Here is a 16,543-nt window from a genome sequence, read left to right on the forward strand (position 1 = left end):
CTTGTGTAAAGCTCTGAAAGTGCCGTTCTAGAGCCTCTCGTACAAAGTTTTAAGTAGCCTCTGGCGGCCTTGAAAAGCTATGCTAGAGTGCTCGAATCTACCGATAACGGTTACTGCCGGATTGCGTCGCCTCAAACGGATGGGAGGCCATTGCGACACGACCGGGACAGACCATGCTGGGGCTGTATGCGCTATTTGCTGATTGTTGTGCTGGGCTGGTTGCCACTGCTGGCCGGGGCGGTCGATTTCGACGACTCAACGCGCAGCCTGCCCCTGGGGCGGGTAATGCACGTGTTCGAGGATCGCGAGGGCAATTCCAGCATTGCGCAGGTGAGTGCTCCGGCGTTCAGCGAGCATTTTCGCCGGCACCACGCCGATGTACTCAACGCCGGTTATTCAACGTCGGTGTTCTGGATCCGGCTCGATCTGCACTACACCGCCCTGTCTTCGGCCGCCCCGCGCAGTTGGTTGCTGGAGCTGGCCTACCCGCCGCTGGATCACCTGGAACTCTACCTGCCGGACGCTGCCGGTACGTTCCGCCTTGCGCAGCGCACCGGTGATGCCTTGCCCTATTCCAGCCGCCAGATCGAGCAGAACAACTACCTGTTCGAGCTGCCCTTTGTCCCCGGGCAAACCACCACCGCCTACTTGCGTCTGCACAGCCAGGGCTCGGTACAGGCACCCTTGACGTTGTGGTCTGCCAAGGCTTACCTGGAAGAGCAACCCACCCGCCTCTATGTGCTTGGCCTGATCTACGGCGTACTGCTGGGCATGCTGGTGTACAACCTGTTCATCTACCTCAGCGTGCGTGACACCAGCTACCTCTACTACATCCTCTATATCGCCTCGTTCGGCCTTTACCAGGTATCGGTCAACGGTGCCGGCGTGGCGTACTTCTGGCCCGACAACCCCTGGTGGGCGAACGCGGCCACGCCGATGTTCATCGGGGCCGCCGGATTGTTCGGCTGTCAGTTCGCCCGCAGCTTCCTGCAGCTAGGCCAGCACAGCCGAGTATTCGATAACCTGCTCAAGGTGCTGATGGCCGGTGGCGTACTGGTCATGCTGTTGTCGCTGACCAGCAGCTATGCCATTGCCTTGCGCCTGGCCACGGCGCTGGCCCTGCTGTTTACCGTGAGTATTTTTGCCGCCGGGGTATTCGCCTGGCGCCGCGGCCTGCGAGTGGCGCGTTACTTCATCATTGCCTGGTCGGCTTTCCTGCTCGGTGGGCTGGTCAACACGCTGATGGTCCTGGGCTACCTGCCCAATGTATTCCTGACCATGTACGCCAGCCAGATCGGCTCGGCCCTGGAAGTCGGCCTGCTGTCGCTGGCCCTGGCCGACCGGATCAACAGCATGCGTGACCAGCAGGCCCAGGCCCTGCGTGAGACCGGCCAGACCCTGGAACGCCTGAACCAGCAGTTGGCCAATAGCAACCGGCTCAAAGACGAGTTCCTGGCCACGGTGACCCACGAGCTGCGCACGCCGATGAATGGGGTGATCGGCTCGCTGGAATTGATGCAGACGCTGCCGCTGGACCCCGAGCTGGCCCAGTATCAGCGTACCGCCAGTGCCGCGGCCCAGGACATGATGGGCATGGTCGACGACATCCTGATTCTTACCGAGCTTCAGGCCGGGCGGTTGAGCGCACAGAACGCCCCCTTCGGCTTGCGCGCGCTGGTGCAGGAACTGCGCGCCAAATACGCAGGGTCGGCCCTGGCCAAGGGCTTGTACCTGAGCCTGGATACTCCGGCCGACCTGCCCGAGATGGTGGTTGGCGACCGGCACAAGCTGGCGCTGTGCATCAGCTACCTGCTCGACAACGGTATCAAGTTCACCCACCAGGGTGGCGTGATGCTGCAGGTCAGGGGGCAATTGCAGGAGCCGCACCTGATCGGCTTGTCGATCAGTGTCAGTGACAGTGGCATCGGTTTCGACAGCCTCGACGATTCCAACTTGTACCAGCGCTTCTTCCAGGTCGATGGCTCGATGACCAGGCAGTACGGCGGCCTGGGCATTGGTCTGGCGATTTGCCGGCAGTTGGCCGAACTGATGGGCGCACGCTTGCAGCATGAGTCCAACCCGGGCCTTGGCAGTCGATTCGAGCTGGGTCTGAGCCTGGCCTTGAGCCAGCCGCAGGCGATGAGCCGCCAGGGGTTAAATCGCAGCTAGTTAGGCATTTTTGTCACTTTGAGCGGGGGGCAGGGCGTGATTCACTGAAATTTCAGACACGTCCGGATCCAGGAGGCCCTCCCCGATGAACCTGCACCAGTACGCTGAAACCCATGAGGTTACCAACCAGCCGCCATCGCTGGAGGGTGCCAATCTCTACCGCATCGACGTGCCCCTGCAGCAATGGTCACGGCGTTATGGGGCTGGCTGGGCCGAGGCGCGGATCGATGCGTACGGGGCGTTGGCCGGTGGCCCATTGATGGCGGCGGGGTTTCTGGCCAACCAGAACAAGCCCCAGTTCAGCAGCCATGATCGCTATGGTCACCGTGTCGATCTGGTGGAGTTTCATCCGGCCTACCATGAGCTGATGCGCACGGCCATTGAGCATGGCCTGCCCTCGCTGCCCTGGACCAACCCTCGCGACGGCGCCCATGTTGCCCGTGCCTCGATGACGTACCTGCACAGCCAGGCCGAAGCCGGTAGCGGCTGTCCGTTGACCATGACCTTTGCCGCCGTGCCGGCGCTCAAACTGCAGCCGGAACTCGCGGAATACTGGCTGCCGAAGGTCCTCGCCAGCGAATACGACCCGCGCAATATCGGTGACCGGCACAAGGTCGGTGTGACCCTGGGCATGGCCATGACCGAGAAGCAGGGTGGTACCGATGTGCGGGCCAACACCACGCGGGCGTATCCGGTGGGCGCGCCGGGGCCGGGCCAGGCTTACGAACTGGTCGGGCACAAATGGTTCTGCTCGGCACCGATGTGCGATGCCTTCCTGACCCTGGCCCAGACTGAAAAGGGCCTGAGCTGCTTCCTGCTGCCGCGTCACCGCCCGGATGACAGTCGCAACCAGTTCTACATCCAGCGCCTGAAGAACAAGTTGGGCAATTGCTCCAACGCCTCCAGTGAAGTGGAGTTTCGCGGTGCCCTGGCCTGGATGATTGGCGAAGAGGGGCGCGGCGTACCGACCATTATCGAGATGGTCGCCATGACCCGCTTCGACTGCATGGTTGGCTCCAGCGCCTTGATGCGCCAGGCCCTGACCCAGGCCGCGCACCATTGTGCCCATCGAAAGGTAGGTGGCCGCCTGCTGGCCGAGCAGCCACTGATGCAGAACGTGCTGGCTGACCTGGCCCTGGAAAGCGAAGCCGCGCTGGCGCTGAGCCTGCGCATGGGGCACGCCCTGGATCAACCCGACGATGCCCACCAGGCCCGCTTTGCTCGGCTGGTGACGGCGGTAGGCAAGTATTGGATCTGCAAGCGTGCCCCGGCCATGATCAACGAGGCCGCCGAGTGCATGGGCGGCGCCGGGTATGTCGAAGAAAGCATCCTGCCAAGGCTGTACCGCGAGGCACCGGTCAACTCGACCTGGGAAGGTTCAGGCAACGTTCAGTGCCTGGATGTACTGCGTGCGCTGTCCAAGGAGCCGGGTGTCCTCGACACCCTGTTCGACGAATTGGGCGACGGCCATGGCGACCCGCGGTTGGCGGCGCATATCGGCAACCTCAAGGCGGCATTCGCCGACACCGGCGATATCCAGTACCGCGCCCGCCAGCTCACTGAAGACATCGCCCTGGGCCTGCAGGCCAAGCTGTTGCTCGAGGCCGGTAACGCCACGGTCAGCGACGCCTTCATTGGCAGCCGACTGGGCGGCAGTGGCCGGGTCTACGGGGTGTTGCCGCGAGGGGTGGATGTTGGCGAACTGGTGGCACGCGCGACCCCGAACTGGCCGCTCTAACGTGCGTGCCTTTGCCTGAATAAGTAGGCAAGATGGAGGCATGCATGTCAGACAGGAAGTACATTGTGAGCCGTACTGATGAAGCCTTCGTTGTCGTAGAAACCGCCGAGCAGGCCGTCGATCGTCTGGCGAGCCTGCACGAGCAAGCCACCGCGGCCCTGAGCCTGGCGCTCAAGCGCTACCTCAAGGACCGCACCGAGCCCAACGCCGAAGAACGTGCGCAGTTCCGTTACCCGGAGCTGCGCCTGACCTACGAGTACCACGGCGAAGTACCGGCCATCACCCGGGCCTACGCCAAGGTGCAACTGCCTGGTACTTACAGCGTCACCGTGACCCAGCCCGCATCTTTTCGTAACTATCTGCTGGAGCAATTGAAGCCACTGATGCGCGACTTCACCGTAAAGGTTGAAGTCGGCGTCAGCGAGCAGAACATCCCCTATCCCTATGTGGTCGAGCAGGGCGACGAGCTGGCCGGTACCGGGATCACCGCGGCAGCACTTGCACGGGTGTTCCCCAGCACCGACCTGTCGGCGGCCACCGATGGCATCGCCGATGGCCTCTACGACTGGGCCAACGTCGACCCCTTGCCGCTGGCGCTGTTCGATGCGGCGCGGGTGGATTTCTCGCTGCGTCGCCTGGTGCACTACACCGGCAGCGACTGGCGCCACGTGCAACCGTGGATCCTGCTGACCAACTACCACCGCTATGTCGATCAGTTCGTCAGTCATGGCCTTGAGCAGTTGCGCGATGACCCACGCTTTGTGCGCATGGTCTTGCCAGGCAACGTGGTCATTGAAAAGAGCATGGACAACGGTGAAGCCCAGGCCTTGGTGGCAGGGGTGGTCTGGCACCGCTACCAGATGCCGGCCTACCACCTGATTGCTGCCGACGGCGATGGCATCACGCTGGTCAACATTGGTGTGGGGCCTTCCAACGCCAAGAACATCACCGACCACCTCGCGGTGCTGCGCCCGCATTGCTGGCTGATGATCGGTCACTGTGGTGGGCTGCGGCAGTCGCAGACCATCGGTGACTATGTACTGGCGCACGCCTACATGCGCCGTGACGGCATTCTGGACCGGGTGGTACCGCCGCATATTCCGATCCCGGCCCTCGCCGAGGTGCAGCTGGCGCTGCAGGAAGCTGCTGCCCAGGTGACCGGCGAACGTGGCGATGAGCTGAAAAAGCGCCTGCGTACCGGCACCGTGCTGACCTACGACGACCGCAACTGGGAGCTGCGCTGGGCTCAGGAACGACCATTGATCAACCTGTCGCGTGCCGTGGCGGTCGACATGGAGAGCGGCACCATTGCCGCCCAGGGTTATCGCCTGCGGGTGCCATATGGCACCTTGCTCTGCGTCTCGGACAAGCCGCTGCACAGCGAAATCAAGCTGCCGGGAGCGGCCAACGCCTTCTACAATCGGGCGGTCAGCCAGCACTTGAAGATCGGTATTGCGGCATTGGACCTGCTGCGCACCGAACTCCATTCGCTGCACTCGCGTAAACTGCGCAGTTTCGATGAGCCGCCGTTCCGCTGAGGCCCCATGCCGTTACCCCCACGTTCCACGCCGCGTCGTCCCGCGGCCAAACCCGCCGGTCCGCGTCGCCAAGCCAAGGCGCCGCCGGCCGAGCCGCGGTTGATCCTGTTCAACAAGCCTTTTGACGTACTGACCCAGTTCAGTGACGGTGAAGGGCGTGCGACCCTCAAGGACTACATCGACATCCCCGGTGTCTATCCGGCCGGGCGTCTGGACCGCGACAGCGAAGGGCTCTTGTTGTTGACCAACGACGGCCAGTTGCAGGCGCGCATCGCCGACCCCAAGCACAAGCTGGCGAAAACCTATTGGGTACAGGTGGAAGGCGAGCCGACCGAGGAGCAATTGCAACGGCTGCGCGACGGCGTCGAACTCAATGACGGCCCCACCTTGCCTGCCCAGGCCCGGCAGCTTGAAGAGCCGCAACTATGGCCGCGCAATCCGCCGGTGCGCTTTCGTAAAAGCGTGCCCACCCGGTGGCTGGAACTGGTGATCAAGGAAGGGCGCAACCGCCAGGTGCGGCGCATGACGGCAGCCGTCGGCCTGCCGACCCTGCGCCTGGTACGGGTGCGGATCGGCGACTGGACGCTGGAGGGGCTGGATCAGGGGCAGTGGCGGGAAGTACCGGTCAAGCGCTAGACGCCTTCGATAAAGCCGATCACCACGCTTTTGATGATGAAGGCGAGGATGCCCAGGCCCAGCACGAAAAACAGGATGAAGGTGCCGAACTTGCCGGCCTTGGATTTTTTCGCCAGGTCCCAGACGATAAAACCCATGAAACCAATCAGGATGGTGACCAGGATGGTCATCATCCATTCTTCGAACAACGCAGGATCCATCGATACTCTCCGGCAGGTTGAGGCGCGCGATTATACGCCCCGCTTGCCGCTCTGACTAACGCAGGTGCGTCAGCGGTAGTTCGGTGCTGGCCAGCACCTGGTTGAGCACAAAGCTCGAACGCACGCTGGTCACCCCTTCGATTCGGGTCAAGTGGCCCAGCAGCAGCTTCTGGTAGTGGTCCATGTCGGGCACCACCACCTTGAGCTGGTAGTCGGCGTCCATCCCGGTGACCAGGCTGCATTCAAGCACCTGGGGCAGGTTGCGAATCGCCGTTTCAAAGGCCTCGAAGCGTTCCGGGGTGTGTCGGTCCATGCCGATCAGCACGTAGGCGGTGAGGCTCAGGCCCAGCTTCTTGCGGTCGAGCAGGGCAACCTGGCGCGAAATGTAGCCGTCGTCTTCCAGTTGCTTGACCCGTCGCGAGCAGGGCGAGGGCGAAAGGCCGATGCGTTCGGCCAGTTCCTGGTTGGAGATGCGCGCATCGCGCTGCAATTCGGCAAGAATGCTCAGGTCGTAGCGGTCCAGTTTGCTCATGGAACATGCCTTTTCTATTTCAATTGCGGCGAATTATCAATCCGTAGCTAAAAATTGCGCAAGTGCTATTTTAATGAGCAATCTTCGCAATCCGCTGCCGGCGCTGCAGCCTTATGCTTATACCCAGAATCACTGCCCGGACATCAGTCCAGTGCAGCTGGCCTTATCGGGGCAGCTGCGGCCAGCAACCTAAGGGGTTGTGCTCGGCCCCCGGGCTACACACTGTTCACAAGACAGCGTGAGGTGAGCCGACGTCACAAGCGTCGAGCACGGACAAAATTCTCGAAGGGAGACCGTTTGGTCTCCCTTTTTTATTGCCTGCGATTTTTCCGGTTGCGGCCGATAGCGATGCATAGCCCCTCGGGAGAAAGAGCATGAAGTCGCGAATCTGGCCGCTGGCTGGTGTTGGTTTGTTGTGCAGCTGTCTGCAGGGCTGGGCTCAGGAAGGGTCGCCGTTGCAGCCGCGGCCCGACCAGGTGCGCCAGACCCAGCCCCCTAGGATCGGATACTACGAGGACGTTCCCCGGCGCTACCCGAGCCGTTGGGAGCGGGATCGCTACGCGTGCGGTCGTTGGGCAGAGCAGCAGCTGGATTACCGGCGAGCACTGGAGAAGTGCCTGGCCAGGCGCGGCATCAGGCAGGAGCAACTGCGTTGGTAGCCGCTACCGCAAGGCTGTGATCGGCCGCGAAGCGGCCGTGGGACGTCAGTGGCGATTGCTACGCCGACGATCGCAGGCTGACGGCAGCGGCTACAAAGGCTGCCGGACTACGGTACAGGGTCGGCGTGTACCAGCACCTCTGCCCTGGGGTATTTGCGATGGATCGCGGCAGCCGCCTGGTCGCACAGGGCATGGGCCTGGGTGAGTGGCAATTCACCCGGTAGCTCCAGGTGCAGTTGCACGAACCAGTGGCTCCCCGACACCCGGGTGCGCAGGTCGTGGGCGCCGCGTACACCCGGCACGCTGCAGGCCAGCGCCAGCATCTGCTCGCTGATGTCGCCGGGCAACTCCTTGTCCATCAGGATCGCGGTGCTCTCCCGGGCAATCTGCACAGCGCTCCAGAGAATATACATCGCAATGCCAAGGCCGAAGAAGGCATCCAGTTGTGGCCAGCCCAGGCGTGCCAGCACCAGGGCAATGAGGATGCTGCCGTTGAGCAGCAGGTCGGAGCGGTAGTGCAGCGAGTCGGCGCGCACGGCGGTGGAGCCGGTAATGCGGATCACCTTGGCCTGGAGCATCAGCAAGGCCACGGTCAATCCGAGTGACAGCAGCATCACGGCAATACCAATGGCGGTGTCGCCCAAGGGTTGGGGATTTTGCAAGCGCTCCACGGCCTGTACGCCGATCAGCACGGCACTGACCCCGATGAACAACGCCTGAGCCATGCCGGCCATGGCTTCGGCCTTGCCGTGGCCATAGCGGTGATCGTCATCGGCCGGGCGCAAGGCGTAGTGCACGGCCAGCAGGTTGAGGAACGAGGCGACGCCATCAAGTGCCGAGTCGGTCAGGCCCGCCAACAGGCTCACCGACCCGCTGAGCCACCAGGCCACTGCCTTGGTGAGGATCAGAATACTGGCCACCGCCAAAGAGGCGCGGGTGGCCAGGCGCAGCAGGCGTTGATGCTCAGCCGAAGGGGTCATGCTGCAGGGGGCTTCCTTTCAGTGCTCAGGCGGCGGGCTTGAGGCCGTACATCGCCAGTTGCTCGACGCTGCCCTTGTGCTGGATCAGGCGCGGGTCGTTCAGCGGCAGGCGCTGGCCCAGTTCGCTTTCGAGGATAGCCTGCAGCTTGCTGTTGTCGACCTTGCCGTCGGCGCCGATGGCCTGGTTGAGTTTTTCCGGGGCCACTTGCGCGGTGGTGCCACCCGGCAGATAGATGGCGCCGGTGGCGAAGTCGACACCGAAGGCAATCAGGCCCGGGAGCACATAGAACAAGATGCCGATGGCATCGAGGGCGGCGACTACCGGGTCGATCTTGCCTTCGATCTGGCCGCGTCGGTCAGGGAAGAAAATCGTGCCGCAGGCCGTCAGTTGAGTCAGCAGGGTGGCGACCAGAACGCCGCCGATGACGCGGGAGGGAATACGCATGGAAATCTCCGGAATGAAGGCCTCAAAGATACAGGCAAAGAGCCGGTATCTACAGCTAAGACCATGATAAGGCAGGCTCGGTTCGCCGTTATACTCGGCGCATTGTTTGAGGGCCACCATGAATTCATTACCGATCGATGCCGTACTGCCAGCCTTACGTGATGCCTTGCGCCTGCGCCACGAAGCCGTGCTCGAAGCGCCACCCGGCGCCGGCAAGACAACCCGCGTGCCATTGGCACTGCTCAACGAGCCGTGGCTGGGCGACCAGACCATTCTGATGCTCGAACCACGTCGACTGGCGGCTCGCGCGGCGGCCGAGCGGTTGGCCAGTGAGCTGGGCGAGCAGGTCGGGCAGACCGTCGGTTACCGGATCCGGCTGGACAGCAAGGTTGGCCCCACGACCCGTATCGAAGTGGTCACCGAGGGCATTCTCACCCGCCGCCTGCAGGCAGACCCGGCACTGGAAGGCGTCGGCCTGCTGATCTTCGATGAATATCACGAGCGCAGCCTGGATGCCGACCTGGCCCTGGCCCTGAGCCTCAATGGCCGTGAATTGCTGCGCGACGAGCCACCGCTGAAAATTCTGCTGATGTCGGCGACTCTCGAAGGCGAACGCCTGTCGAGCCTGCTGGATGCAGCGCCGGTGATCAGCAGTGAAGGGCGCATGTACCCGGTCGATGTGCGCTGGGGGCGGCCGTTCCAGCCGGGCGAGTTCATCGAGCCACGGGTGGTCGACACCGTGTTGCAGGCTGTTGTCGACGAAAGCGGCAGCCTGCTGGTGTTTCTCCCGGGGCAGGCGGAAATCCGGCGAGTGCATCAGCAGCTGCAGGATGCCCTGGGCGAGCGCCCCGACATTCTGTTGTGCCCCTTGCATGGCGAGCTGGACCTCAACGTCCAGCGCGCCGCCATCGATGCCGCGCCACCGGGTAAACGCAAGGTGGTGCTGGCCACCAACATCGCCGAGACCAGCCTGACCATCAATGGCGTTCGTGTCGTAGTGGACGCGGGGTTGGCGCGAGTGCCGCGATTCGACCCGGGCAGCGGCATGACCCGGCTCGACACCCAGCGGATTTCCCGGGCCAGCGCCACCCAGCGGGCTGGGCGGGCGGGACGTCTGGAGCCGGGTGTGTGCTACCGGTTGTGGTCCGAGGCCCAGCATGAGCAACTGGCCGCTTACGGCAGCGCTGAAATTCTCCAGGCCGACCTTGCCGGATTGGCCTTGCAACTGGCCCGCTGGGGCGTGACGCCAGAGCAGTTGCGTTGGCTCGATCAGCCGCCTGCAGCCGCCTATACCCAGGCACTGGATCTGTTGCAGCGCCTGGGTGCCTTCAAGGCCGACGGCCAGTACAGCCTGAGTACCCACGGTCAGGCCATGGCCGAACTGCCGGCCCATCCGCGTATCGCCCATTTGTTGTTGCGTGGCCAGGACCTGGGGCTGGCGAACATGGCCTGTGATGTGGCCGCGTTGCTCGGTGAGCGCGACTTATTGCGCGGTGGCGGCGCCGATCTGCACAGTCGCCTGGCGCTGCTCAGCGGTGAAGCCCGTGCGGCAAGGGGCGGGCAGGGTGGCGTGCAGCGTGCCCGGCAACTGGCCAGGCAGTATCGCGGCTATCTGCGTGGCAAGCCGGGGTCAGCGGTCGCAGACCCCGAGCATTCGCGCTGGTTGGGCGCTTTGCTGGCGCTTGCCTACCCCGACCGGGTCGCCCAGCAGCGGCGCGCCGGGGGCGGTGAATATCGTCTGGCCAATGGCCGTGCAGCACAGTTTGGTGAGCCCGATGCATTGATGAAGCATCCCTGGTTGGTGGTTGCCGACCTGGGCAGCCGCCAAGGGCAGCGTGAAGAACGGATTTATCTCGCCGCTGACTTCGACCCGGCGTTGTTCGACGGGGTGCTGGCCGAACAAGTGCGCACCCTCGACATTCTGGATTGGGACGAGCGCGAGAATGTGCTGCGTGCCGAGCGCCAGCGCAAGGTCGGTGAGTTGGTGCTCAGCCGTGAGCCATTGACCGGTCTGGACGAAGATGCCCGCGCCCGGGCCTTGCTGGAGCTGGTGCGGCGCAAGGGGCTGGAGTTGCTGTCGTGGACCCCTGAGCTACGCCAATGGCAGGCCCGAGTGGCCTTGCTGCGCCAACTGGACCTCGAAGCAGGCAACAGCACGCAATGGCCCGACCTGAGTGACGCCGCATTGCTGGTTTCACTGCCGCACTGGCTGCAGCCGTACCTGGGCAAAGTCACCCGCTTGAGCCACTTCGCCCACCTCGACCTGTCGTCGATCTTGCGCAATCTGCTGCCCTGGCCCCTGCCTCAACGCCTGGACGAATGGGCGCCGACGCACCTGAGTGTGCCATCGGGTTCAAACATTCGCCTGGACTACAGTGAAACGCCACCGATTCTGGCCGTGCGTCTGCAGGAGCTGTTTGGCCTGGCCGATACCCCGCGTATTGCCCAGGGCCGCCAACAGGTGCTGCTGCACGTGTTGTCTCCGGCGCGTCGTCCGGTGCAGGTCACCCAGGACCTGGCCAACTTCTGGCGCAGTACCTACACCGAAGTGAAGAAGGATTTGAAAGGGCGGTATCCAAAGCACTACTGGCCGGATGATCCGCTGGTGGCAGAGGCGACTGCACGCGCGAAGCCGCGCAAAACCTGAAAACTGCAGTGCAGCCACCAGGGGTCAAGCCTGGTGGTCGCGTGCCGATCAATGCCTTCAGCCGATGCGCCTGACCAGAAACTCGCAGTTCCGGCCTTGTTCGACATTCAACTGGTAAAAGGCGCCAGGCTGGTAATGGGGAGTGTCGGGGATGGCATTGACGCGATGTCCCCGGTGGTCGCGCCAGTGGCAAACCAGATCGTTTTCGCGCCAGTCCAGCGGTTCGAGCTTCCAGTAGTCCTTGACCTCGGCATGCTCGTACAGGCCCAGGTAGCCATTGCGGCTGCTGCCGAGTCTCTTGGCAGCAGACTGACCGGTACCCAAGATGTTGAAGTGCAGTCGGCTTTCGCTCTGTGAATGAAAGACGAAATTGAACACAGGGGGGGGCTCGGCTCCGCCGGCCTGAAGCCAGTCGTATTCCGGGGTCAAACCCCAGGTGAACTTATCGCGGGTCTGGCTGAGGCGCAGGGGGATTTCGCGGCCCTTGTCGAGCATGTAGATCCTGCCGAGAAACGACTCGATCGCATCAGACCGCAGCGTTGTTTCTTGAAAGTCACCCATGGGGAAACTCCTTGTCCGTTGAGTGTCAGGTTCGAGGTGAGCAGCGCCTTGCTGCACAAACGCACCATAAGCACCTGACAGTCGGTATTGGAGGTCGAAGGCTTTCTTGGTGAGTGATCGTTGCCTGGCGGCGGATCAGGCGGTCGCGTTGGCCTCGATTAACATGAACAAGCGGTACAGCACCACGGTGCTGAACAACTGCAGGAAGCTGTTGAGGCTGTCGAGGGCAAACTGCACGCCAGCCTGCGGTTCGGGGAATGCCATCATCAGCAGGCCGTCGATCAGCCACAGCGGAGCGAGAACCGCGAGCACGCACACCAGGATGCGCCAGAAGTTACCCGTGGTCATGCGCGCACTCTCGCGCATGGCGGCAATCACCGGCAGGCCACGCAGTACCAGCAGGTATTCGGCGAACACCAGGTTGATCATCACCCAGATGCCCGGCAGCACGAACAGGGCGACGCCGGCCATGATCAGCAGCGAGCTGATCATGATCAGCAACGCCAGGGTCGGCCACAGTTGCAAGGCCCTGGCGAACAGGTCGCGCTTGGGCGGTGCTTCGCCGTTGCTGCGGGTGTCGAGGTAGAGGATCAGCGCAGCGCTGTAGATCGGGTAGAACAGCAGGCTGACCAACATGCCGTAGGCCGGCGAGGGCTTATCGCCCAACTGGCTGTAGAGCAGTTGGGTACACAGGGTTTCGAGCACCACCAGCGGCAGGCACAGCTGCACGATGCTGGTCAGGTGGCGGCGGAAAAAATACAGGGAGTCGCGCAAAACGCTCAGCGGATTCATCGGTCAACATCGCATGGCAGAAAAAGCAGGGCGTAACTGTAGCCCAGCCGCTCTCCAAGCTGAAGAAAGTTTCATCCCGAGTTGTGTTGAATCCGCGTCCCAGACGCCCCATTTTCAAAGCACTCGAATTTCCCGGCGTGTATGAGGTTGCCCATGAACAGCGAAGAACAAACCCTGATCGATGGCCTGTTCGGCCGACTCAAGCAAGCCGAAGACCCGGCCGTGCCTCGCGACGCCCAGGCCCAGGCGCGAATTGCCGAGCACCTCCAGCAACAACCGGCGGCGCCGTACTACATGGCCCAGGCAATCCTGGTTCAGGAGGCTGCCCTCAAGCGTCTGGATGAACAGAACAAGCAGCTTCAGGCTGAACTGCAGCAGGCCAGGGCGCAGTCATCGGCCCCTGCACCGAACAGCGGCGGTGGTTTTCTTTCCAGCATCTTTGGCAGCAGCGTCCGCGATCCGCAAGCGGCTCGGCCCCAGGTCCAGCCCGCATCGGGCGGTGGCTGGCGCGAGCCCGCGCGGTCATCCAGCCCCGCCGGCTCTGCACCGCAGCAAGGCTTCAACGCGGCACCCGCTTCCTCGGCACGCGGTGGCGCCAGCAGCTTCCTGGGGGGCGCATTGCAGACAGCGGCTGGAGTGGCTGGCGGCGTCATGCTGGCCCAAGGCATCAGCAGCCTGTTCAACCATCATTCGCAACCTCAAGAGGTGGTCGAAGTGATCAAGGAAGAACCGGCTCCTGCCAGCGACAGTGGTGGCTGGGGCAGTAATGATGATCAGCGCGTGACCGCCGACAACGGCTATGGCAATGGCCAGGGAGACCTGATGGAGACCGATTACGGCAACGACGACGGTGGATTCTTCGACGGTGACGACAGCTTCGTCTGACCGTGCATACCCGCACTGCTTCCAGGCTGGCATACTGGGCGCCGAAACGGCCCCGGTGTGCGGCGGCCGGCACCAGCGCCGTGGCGCCAAGAGGATAAGCGGTGAAGAAGATCGCGGTATTCGCCGATGTACAAAACCTCTATTACACCGTGCGCCAGGCCTACGGCTGTCATTTCAACTATGCCGCGCTGTGGGCCGACATCAGCCAGCACGGGCAGATCGTCGAGGCGGTCGCCTATGCCATTGACCGGGGTGACAGCAAGCAGCAGCAGTTTCAGCAGATCCTGCGCAACCTGGGCTTCACGGTCAAACTCAAACCCTACATCCAGCGCAGCGACGGCTCGGCCAAGGGCGACTGGGACGTGGGGATCACCCTGGATGTGATCGATGCCGCTGCCCGGGTCGACGAAGTAGTCCTGGCATCCGGTGATGGTGACTTCGACTTGTTGCTCGAGCGCGTCATCAGCCGCCACGGCATCGAAGCGGTGGCCTACGGCGTGCCGGGGTTGACTGCCAATTCATTGATTCGCGCCGCCAGCCGCTATGTGCCCATCGAGGGCGCCTTGCTGCTCAAGCACTAGGTTCTACAGAGGTCGCTTTTTTTGGAACGTATAGCTGTCATCGACTTTGAAACCACCGGCATCTCGCCGGGCGCAGGCTGCCGGGCGACCGAAGTGGCCGTGGTCATGCTCGAACGCGGGCGCATTGTCGAGCGGTACCAGAGCCTGATGAATGCAGGCGTAGCGGTGCCGGCCTTCGTCGCCGGCCTGACCGGCATCACCACCGCCATGCTGCGCAGCGCACCACCCATTGCCCGGGTGATGAACGAGGTGGCCGAGTTCGTCGGCGATACGCCAATGCTCGCGCACAACGCCTCGTTCGACCAGAAGTTCTGGGACTACGAGCTGGCGCAGATCGGTCGCAGCCGCAGCCAGCGGTTTGCCTGCTCGATGCTGTTGGCCCGGCGGCTGATGCCGTCGGCACCCAATCACAAGCTCGGCACCCTGACCCGCTGGGCCGGGCTGCCAGACACCGGCACGGCCCACCGGGCGATGGCCGATGCCGAAATGGCCGCCAACCTGGCCCAGCACCTGGCCGGCCAACTGCGCGAGCAGGGTATCGGTGCGCCTTCCCACACGCTGTTCTGCAGCCTGCAGAAAGTCCCGGCGGCGAAAATTGGCGAAGCCCTGAAGGCCTACCGCTAGGCCTTCTTGCCGTTGTGCTCCAGGTGGCCCAGCGGCAAGCGCCGCTCTACCGCGCTGGAGAGGATGATCGAGGTCTTGCTGAAACCGAACTGGGCAACCCGGTTGATCAACTCTTCCAGCTCCGGCATTGAGCCCACGGCAGCCTGCATGATCACGCAGGGGTCACCCGTTACCCTATGACACTCGGTCAATTGCGGGATCTGGGTGAGTTCTTCGTAGGTCTGCTGGTTACCGTGGCTGGCCAGACGCAGCTCGATCACGCACTGGATCGGCAGGCCGATTTTCTCCAGGTCGACCTTGGCCTGGTAGCCGGTGATCACCCCGCTGGCCTCAAGCTTGGCCACCCGCTCGGCAACGGCCGGGGCCGACAGATTGACCTTGCGCGCAAGCTCGGCAAAAGAGGCGCGGCCATTTTCCAGAAGGGCGCTAAGCAGCATTCGATCGTACTTGTCCATGAGCGTCCGGGGAGTGGGTTTGGATTCAATGGTGATGGGCCTGAAGAAACGTGCTTTCGAAAGTGTACTGCCCGTTTAAACAGGTTTTGTAACTTAAGTTTGCGGTCACGCCTTTCTAAACTAATCCCCCGACAATTAAAACTCGAGCCCCCATGCCTGCCTCTCGTCGTTTTCCATTGGTGCTGATCGGCGCCTTTCTCGCCTTGTACCTGGTGTGGGGTTCGACCTACCTGGTCATTCGAATTGGTGTCGAGTCCTGGCCACCGCTGCTGATGGCGGGGGTGCGCTTCGTCATCGCAGGTAGCTTGCTGTACGGTTTTCTGCGCTGGCGCGGTGTGCCGGCACCCACCTGGCCGCAATGGCGCGCCGCCGGCATCATCGGGGTGCTGTTGCTCAGCTGTGGCAATGGTGGTGTGACCCTGGCCGAACATGCCGGCGTGGCCTCGGGTGTCGCGGCCCTGGCGGTGGCAACCGTGCCGCTGTTCACCTTGCTGTTCGGCTTGTTCTGGGGCCATCGCAACACTCGCCTCGAATGGGCCGGGATCATCCTTGGCCTGGTGGGCATTGCCATGCTCAACCTTGGGTCGAACCTGCAAGCCAGCCCCGCAGGCGCTGCATTGATCCTGTTTGCCGCCGCGTCCTGGGCTTTCGGTTCGGTCTGGAGCAAAACCTTGCCGCTGCCACAGGGCCCGATGGCCAGTGCCGCAGAAATGCTCGTGGGCGGTGTCGTGCTGTTGCTGGGCAGTGCCCTGAGCGGTGAGCGCATGACCCAGATGCCGACAGCCGCCGGTTGGGGCGCGCTGGCCTACCTGGTGTTCTTTGGTTCGATCCTGGCCTTCAGCGCCTACATGTACCTGCTCAAGCACGTGCGTCCGGCGGCGGCCACCAGCTATGCCTACGTCAACCCGGCGGTGGCGGTGATGCTCGGCATCGTGTTTGCCGGCGAGCAAATCGGTTTTGAAGAGTGCGTGGCGATGGCGGTGATCATCGGTGCAGTGGTGTTGATTGGTCTGCCGCAGTGGCGCAAGCCGGCTGCCGAAGCAGCCAAGCCGCAACCCCAGGTGCAAGGCGAGCTGTGCAAGTGATCGAGGTTTGTCAGGA

The 16,543-nt window shown here is 63.0% G+C and carries 17 protein-coding genes; 10 read left to right on the plus strand and 7 right to left on the minus strand.

Annotated elements, in window-relative coordinates; genetic code table 11:
• The first annotated feature begins 186 nt into the window (after positions 1 to 186).
• The 4 genes from ABVN19_RS26120 (at position 187) to ABVN19_RS26135 (ending at position 6,081) form a co-directional block, all read left to right on the plus strand.
• Positions 187 to 2,169: a hybrid sensor histidine kinase/response regulator gene (locus ABVN19_RS26120; RefSeq protein ID WP_105642178.1), complete on the plus strand. Its 1,983-nt coding sequence runs from the start codon at positions 187 to 189 to the stop codon at positions 2,167 to 2,169.
• An 85-nt stretch (positions 2,170 to 2,254) separates the two neighbouring features.
• On the plus strand, positions 2,255 to 3,907 hold the full coding sequence (locus ABVN19_RS26125; protein ID WP_028944380.1) for an acyl-CoA dehydrogenase family protein: 1,653 nt from the start codon (positions 2,255 to 2,257) through the stop codon (positions 3,905 to 3,907).
• Positions 3,908 to 3,951: 44 nt separating this feature from the next.
• Positions 3,952 to 5,445 (plus strand): AMP nucleosidase, encoded by a 1,494-nt coding sequence (gene amn / locus ABVN19_RS26130; RefSeq protein ID WP_051270557.1) that lies wholly within the window; start codon positions 3,952 to 3,954, stop codon positions 5,443 to 5,445.
• Positions 5,446 to 5,451: 6 nt separating this feature from the next.
• Positions 5,452 to 6,081 (plus strand): pseudouridine synthase, encoded by a 630-nt coding sequence (locus ABVN19_RS26135; RefSeq protein ID WP_105642179.1) that lies wholly within the window; start codon positions 5,452 to 5,454, stop codon positions 6,079 to 6,081.
• Here ABVN19_RS26135 and ABVN19_RS26140 read toward each other — a convergent pair.
• Both ABVN19_RS26140 and ABVN19_RS26145 read right to left on the minus strand, forming a co-directional pair.
• On the minus strand, positions 6,078 to 6,281 hold the full coding sequence (locus ABVN19_RS26140) for a DUF2788 domain-containing protein (protein ID WP_010222926.1): 204 nt from the start codon (positions 6,279 to 6,281) through the stop codon (positions 6,078 to 6,080). The two genes, ABVN19_RS26135 and ABVN19_RS26140, sit on opposite strands and share 4 nt — an antisense overlap.
• 55 nt (positions 6,282 to 6,336) lie before the next feature.
• Positions 6,337 to 6,813: an Lrp/AsnC family transcriptional regulator gene (locus ABVN19_RS26145; protein WP_028944377.1), complete on the minus strand. Its 477-nt coding sequence runs from the start codon at positions 6,811 to 6,813 to the stop codon at positions 6,337 to 6,339.
• 374 nt (positions 6,814 to 7,187) lie between these two features.
• Here ABVN19_RS26145 and ABVN19_RS26150 point away from each other — a divergent pair, with 374 nt between their 5' ends.
• Positions 7,188 to 7,472 (plus strand): hypothetical protein, encoded by a 285-nt coding sequence (locus tag ABVN19_RS26150; RefSeq protein ID WP_105642180.1) that lies wholly within the window; start codon positions 7,188 to 7,190, stop codon positions 7,470 to 7,472.
• Between the two features lie 107 nt (positions 7,473 to 7,579).
• Here the strand turns inward: ABVN19_RS26150 and ABVN19_RS26155 are convergent, their stop codons facing one another.
• Both ABVN19_RS26155 and ABVN19_RS26160 read right to left on the minus strand, forming a co-directional pair.
• On the minus strand, positions 7,580 to 8,452 hold the full coding sequence (locus ABVN19_RS26155; protein WP_105642181.1) for a cation diffusion facilitator family transporter: 873 nt from the start codon (positions 8,450 to 8,452) through the stop codon (positions 7,580 to 7,582).
• A gap of 25 nt (positions 8,453 to 8,477) precedes the next feature.
• Complete coding sequence (locus ABVN19_RS26160) at positions 8,478 to 8,897, minus strand: hypothetical protein (protein WP_028944374.1); 420 nt, start codon at positions 8,895 to 8,897, stop codon at positions 8,478 to 8,480.
• A gap of 118 nt (positions 8,898 to 9,015) precedes the next feature.
• Between ABVN19_RS26160 and hrpB the strand changes: the two genes are divergently transcribed.
• Complete coding sequence (hrpB, locus tag ABVN19_RS26165) at positions 9,016 to 11,544, plus strand: ATP-dependent helicase HrpB (protein WP_105642182.1); 2,529 nt, start codon at positions 9,016 to 9,018, stop codon at positions 11,542 to 11,544.
• Positions 11,545 to 11,601: 57 nt separating this feature from the next.
• On the opposite strand, the gene ABVN19_RS26170 is transcribed toward hrpB, so the two are convergent.
• Together ABVN19_RS26170 and ABVN19_RS26175 are read right to left on the minus strand one after the other, a co-directional pair.
• Positions 11,602 to 12,105 carry a hypothetical protein gene (locus tag ABVN19_RS26170; protein ID WP_036989929.1) on the minus strand — a complete coding sequence of 168 codons (504 nt, stop codon included), beginning with the start codon at positions 12,103 to 12,105 and terminating at the stop codon, positions 11,602 to 11,604.
• A 135-nt stretch (positions 12,106 to 12,240) separates the two neighbouring features.
• Entirely contained in the window at positions 12,241 to 12,897 is a 657-nt protein-coding gene (locus tag ABVN19_RS26175) for a YciC family protein (RefSeq protein ID WP_028944371.1), read from the minus strand.
• Between the two features lie 153 nt (positions 12,898 to 13,050).
• On the opposite strand from ABVN19_RS26175, the gene ABVN19_RS26180 reads away from it, so the two are divergent.
• The 3 genes from ABVN19_RS26180 (at position 13,051) to ABVN19_RS26190 (ending at position 14,987) form a co-directional block, all read left to right on the plus strand.
• Complete coding sequence (locus tag ABVN19_RS26180; protein WP_028944370.1) at positions 13,051 to 13,782, plus strand: DUF2076 domain-containing protein; 732 nt, start codon at positions 13,051 to 13,053, stop codon at positions 13,780 to 13,782.
• Positions 13,783 to 13,883: 101 nt separating this feature from the next.
• Positions 13,884 to 14,363 (plus strand): NYN domain-containing protein, encoded by a 480-nt coding sequence (locus ABVN19_RS26185; protein WP_028944369.1) that lies wholly within the window; start codon positions 13,884 to 13,886, stop codon positions 14,361 to 14,363.
• Between the two features lie 21 nt (positions 14,364 to 14,384).
• Positions 14,385 to 14,987, plus strand: coding sequence for a 3'-5' exonuclease (locus ABVN19_RS26190; protein ID WP_028944368.1), 603 nt, complete (start codon positions 14,385 to 14,387; stop codon positions 14,985 to 14,987).
• On the opposite strand, the gene ABVN19_RS26195 is transcribed toward ABVN19_RS26190, so the two are convergent.
• The gene (locus ABVN19_RS26195; protein WP_028944367.1) at positions 14,984 to 15,442 is read right to left on the minus strand and encodes an Lrp/AsnC family transcriptional regulator; all 459 of its coding nucleotides are present in this window, start codon (positions 15,440 to 15,442) and stop codon (positions 14,984 to 14,986) included. The two genes, ABVN19_RS26190 and ABVN19_RS26195, sit on opposite strands and share 4 nt — an antisense overlap.
• 152 nt (positions 15,443 to 15,594) lie before the next feature.
• On the opposite strand from ABVN19_RS26195, the gene yedA reads away from it, so the two are divergent.
• Complete coding sequence (yedA, locus tag ABVN19_RS26200) at positions 15,595 to 16,527, plus strand: drug/metabolite exporter YedA (RefSeq protein WP_028944366.1); 933 nt, start codon at positions 15,595 to 15,597, stop codon at positions 16,525 to 16,527.
• Positions 16,528 to 16,543 lie beyond the last annotated feature (16 nt).

It is taken from the genome of Pseudomonas vranovensis (genome assembly GCF_040438935.1).
GTDB lineage: Bacteria > Pseudomonadota > Gammaproteobacteria > Pseudomonadales > Pseudomonadaceae > Aquipseudomonas > Aquipseudomonas vranovensis.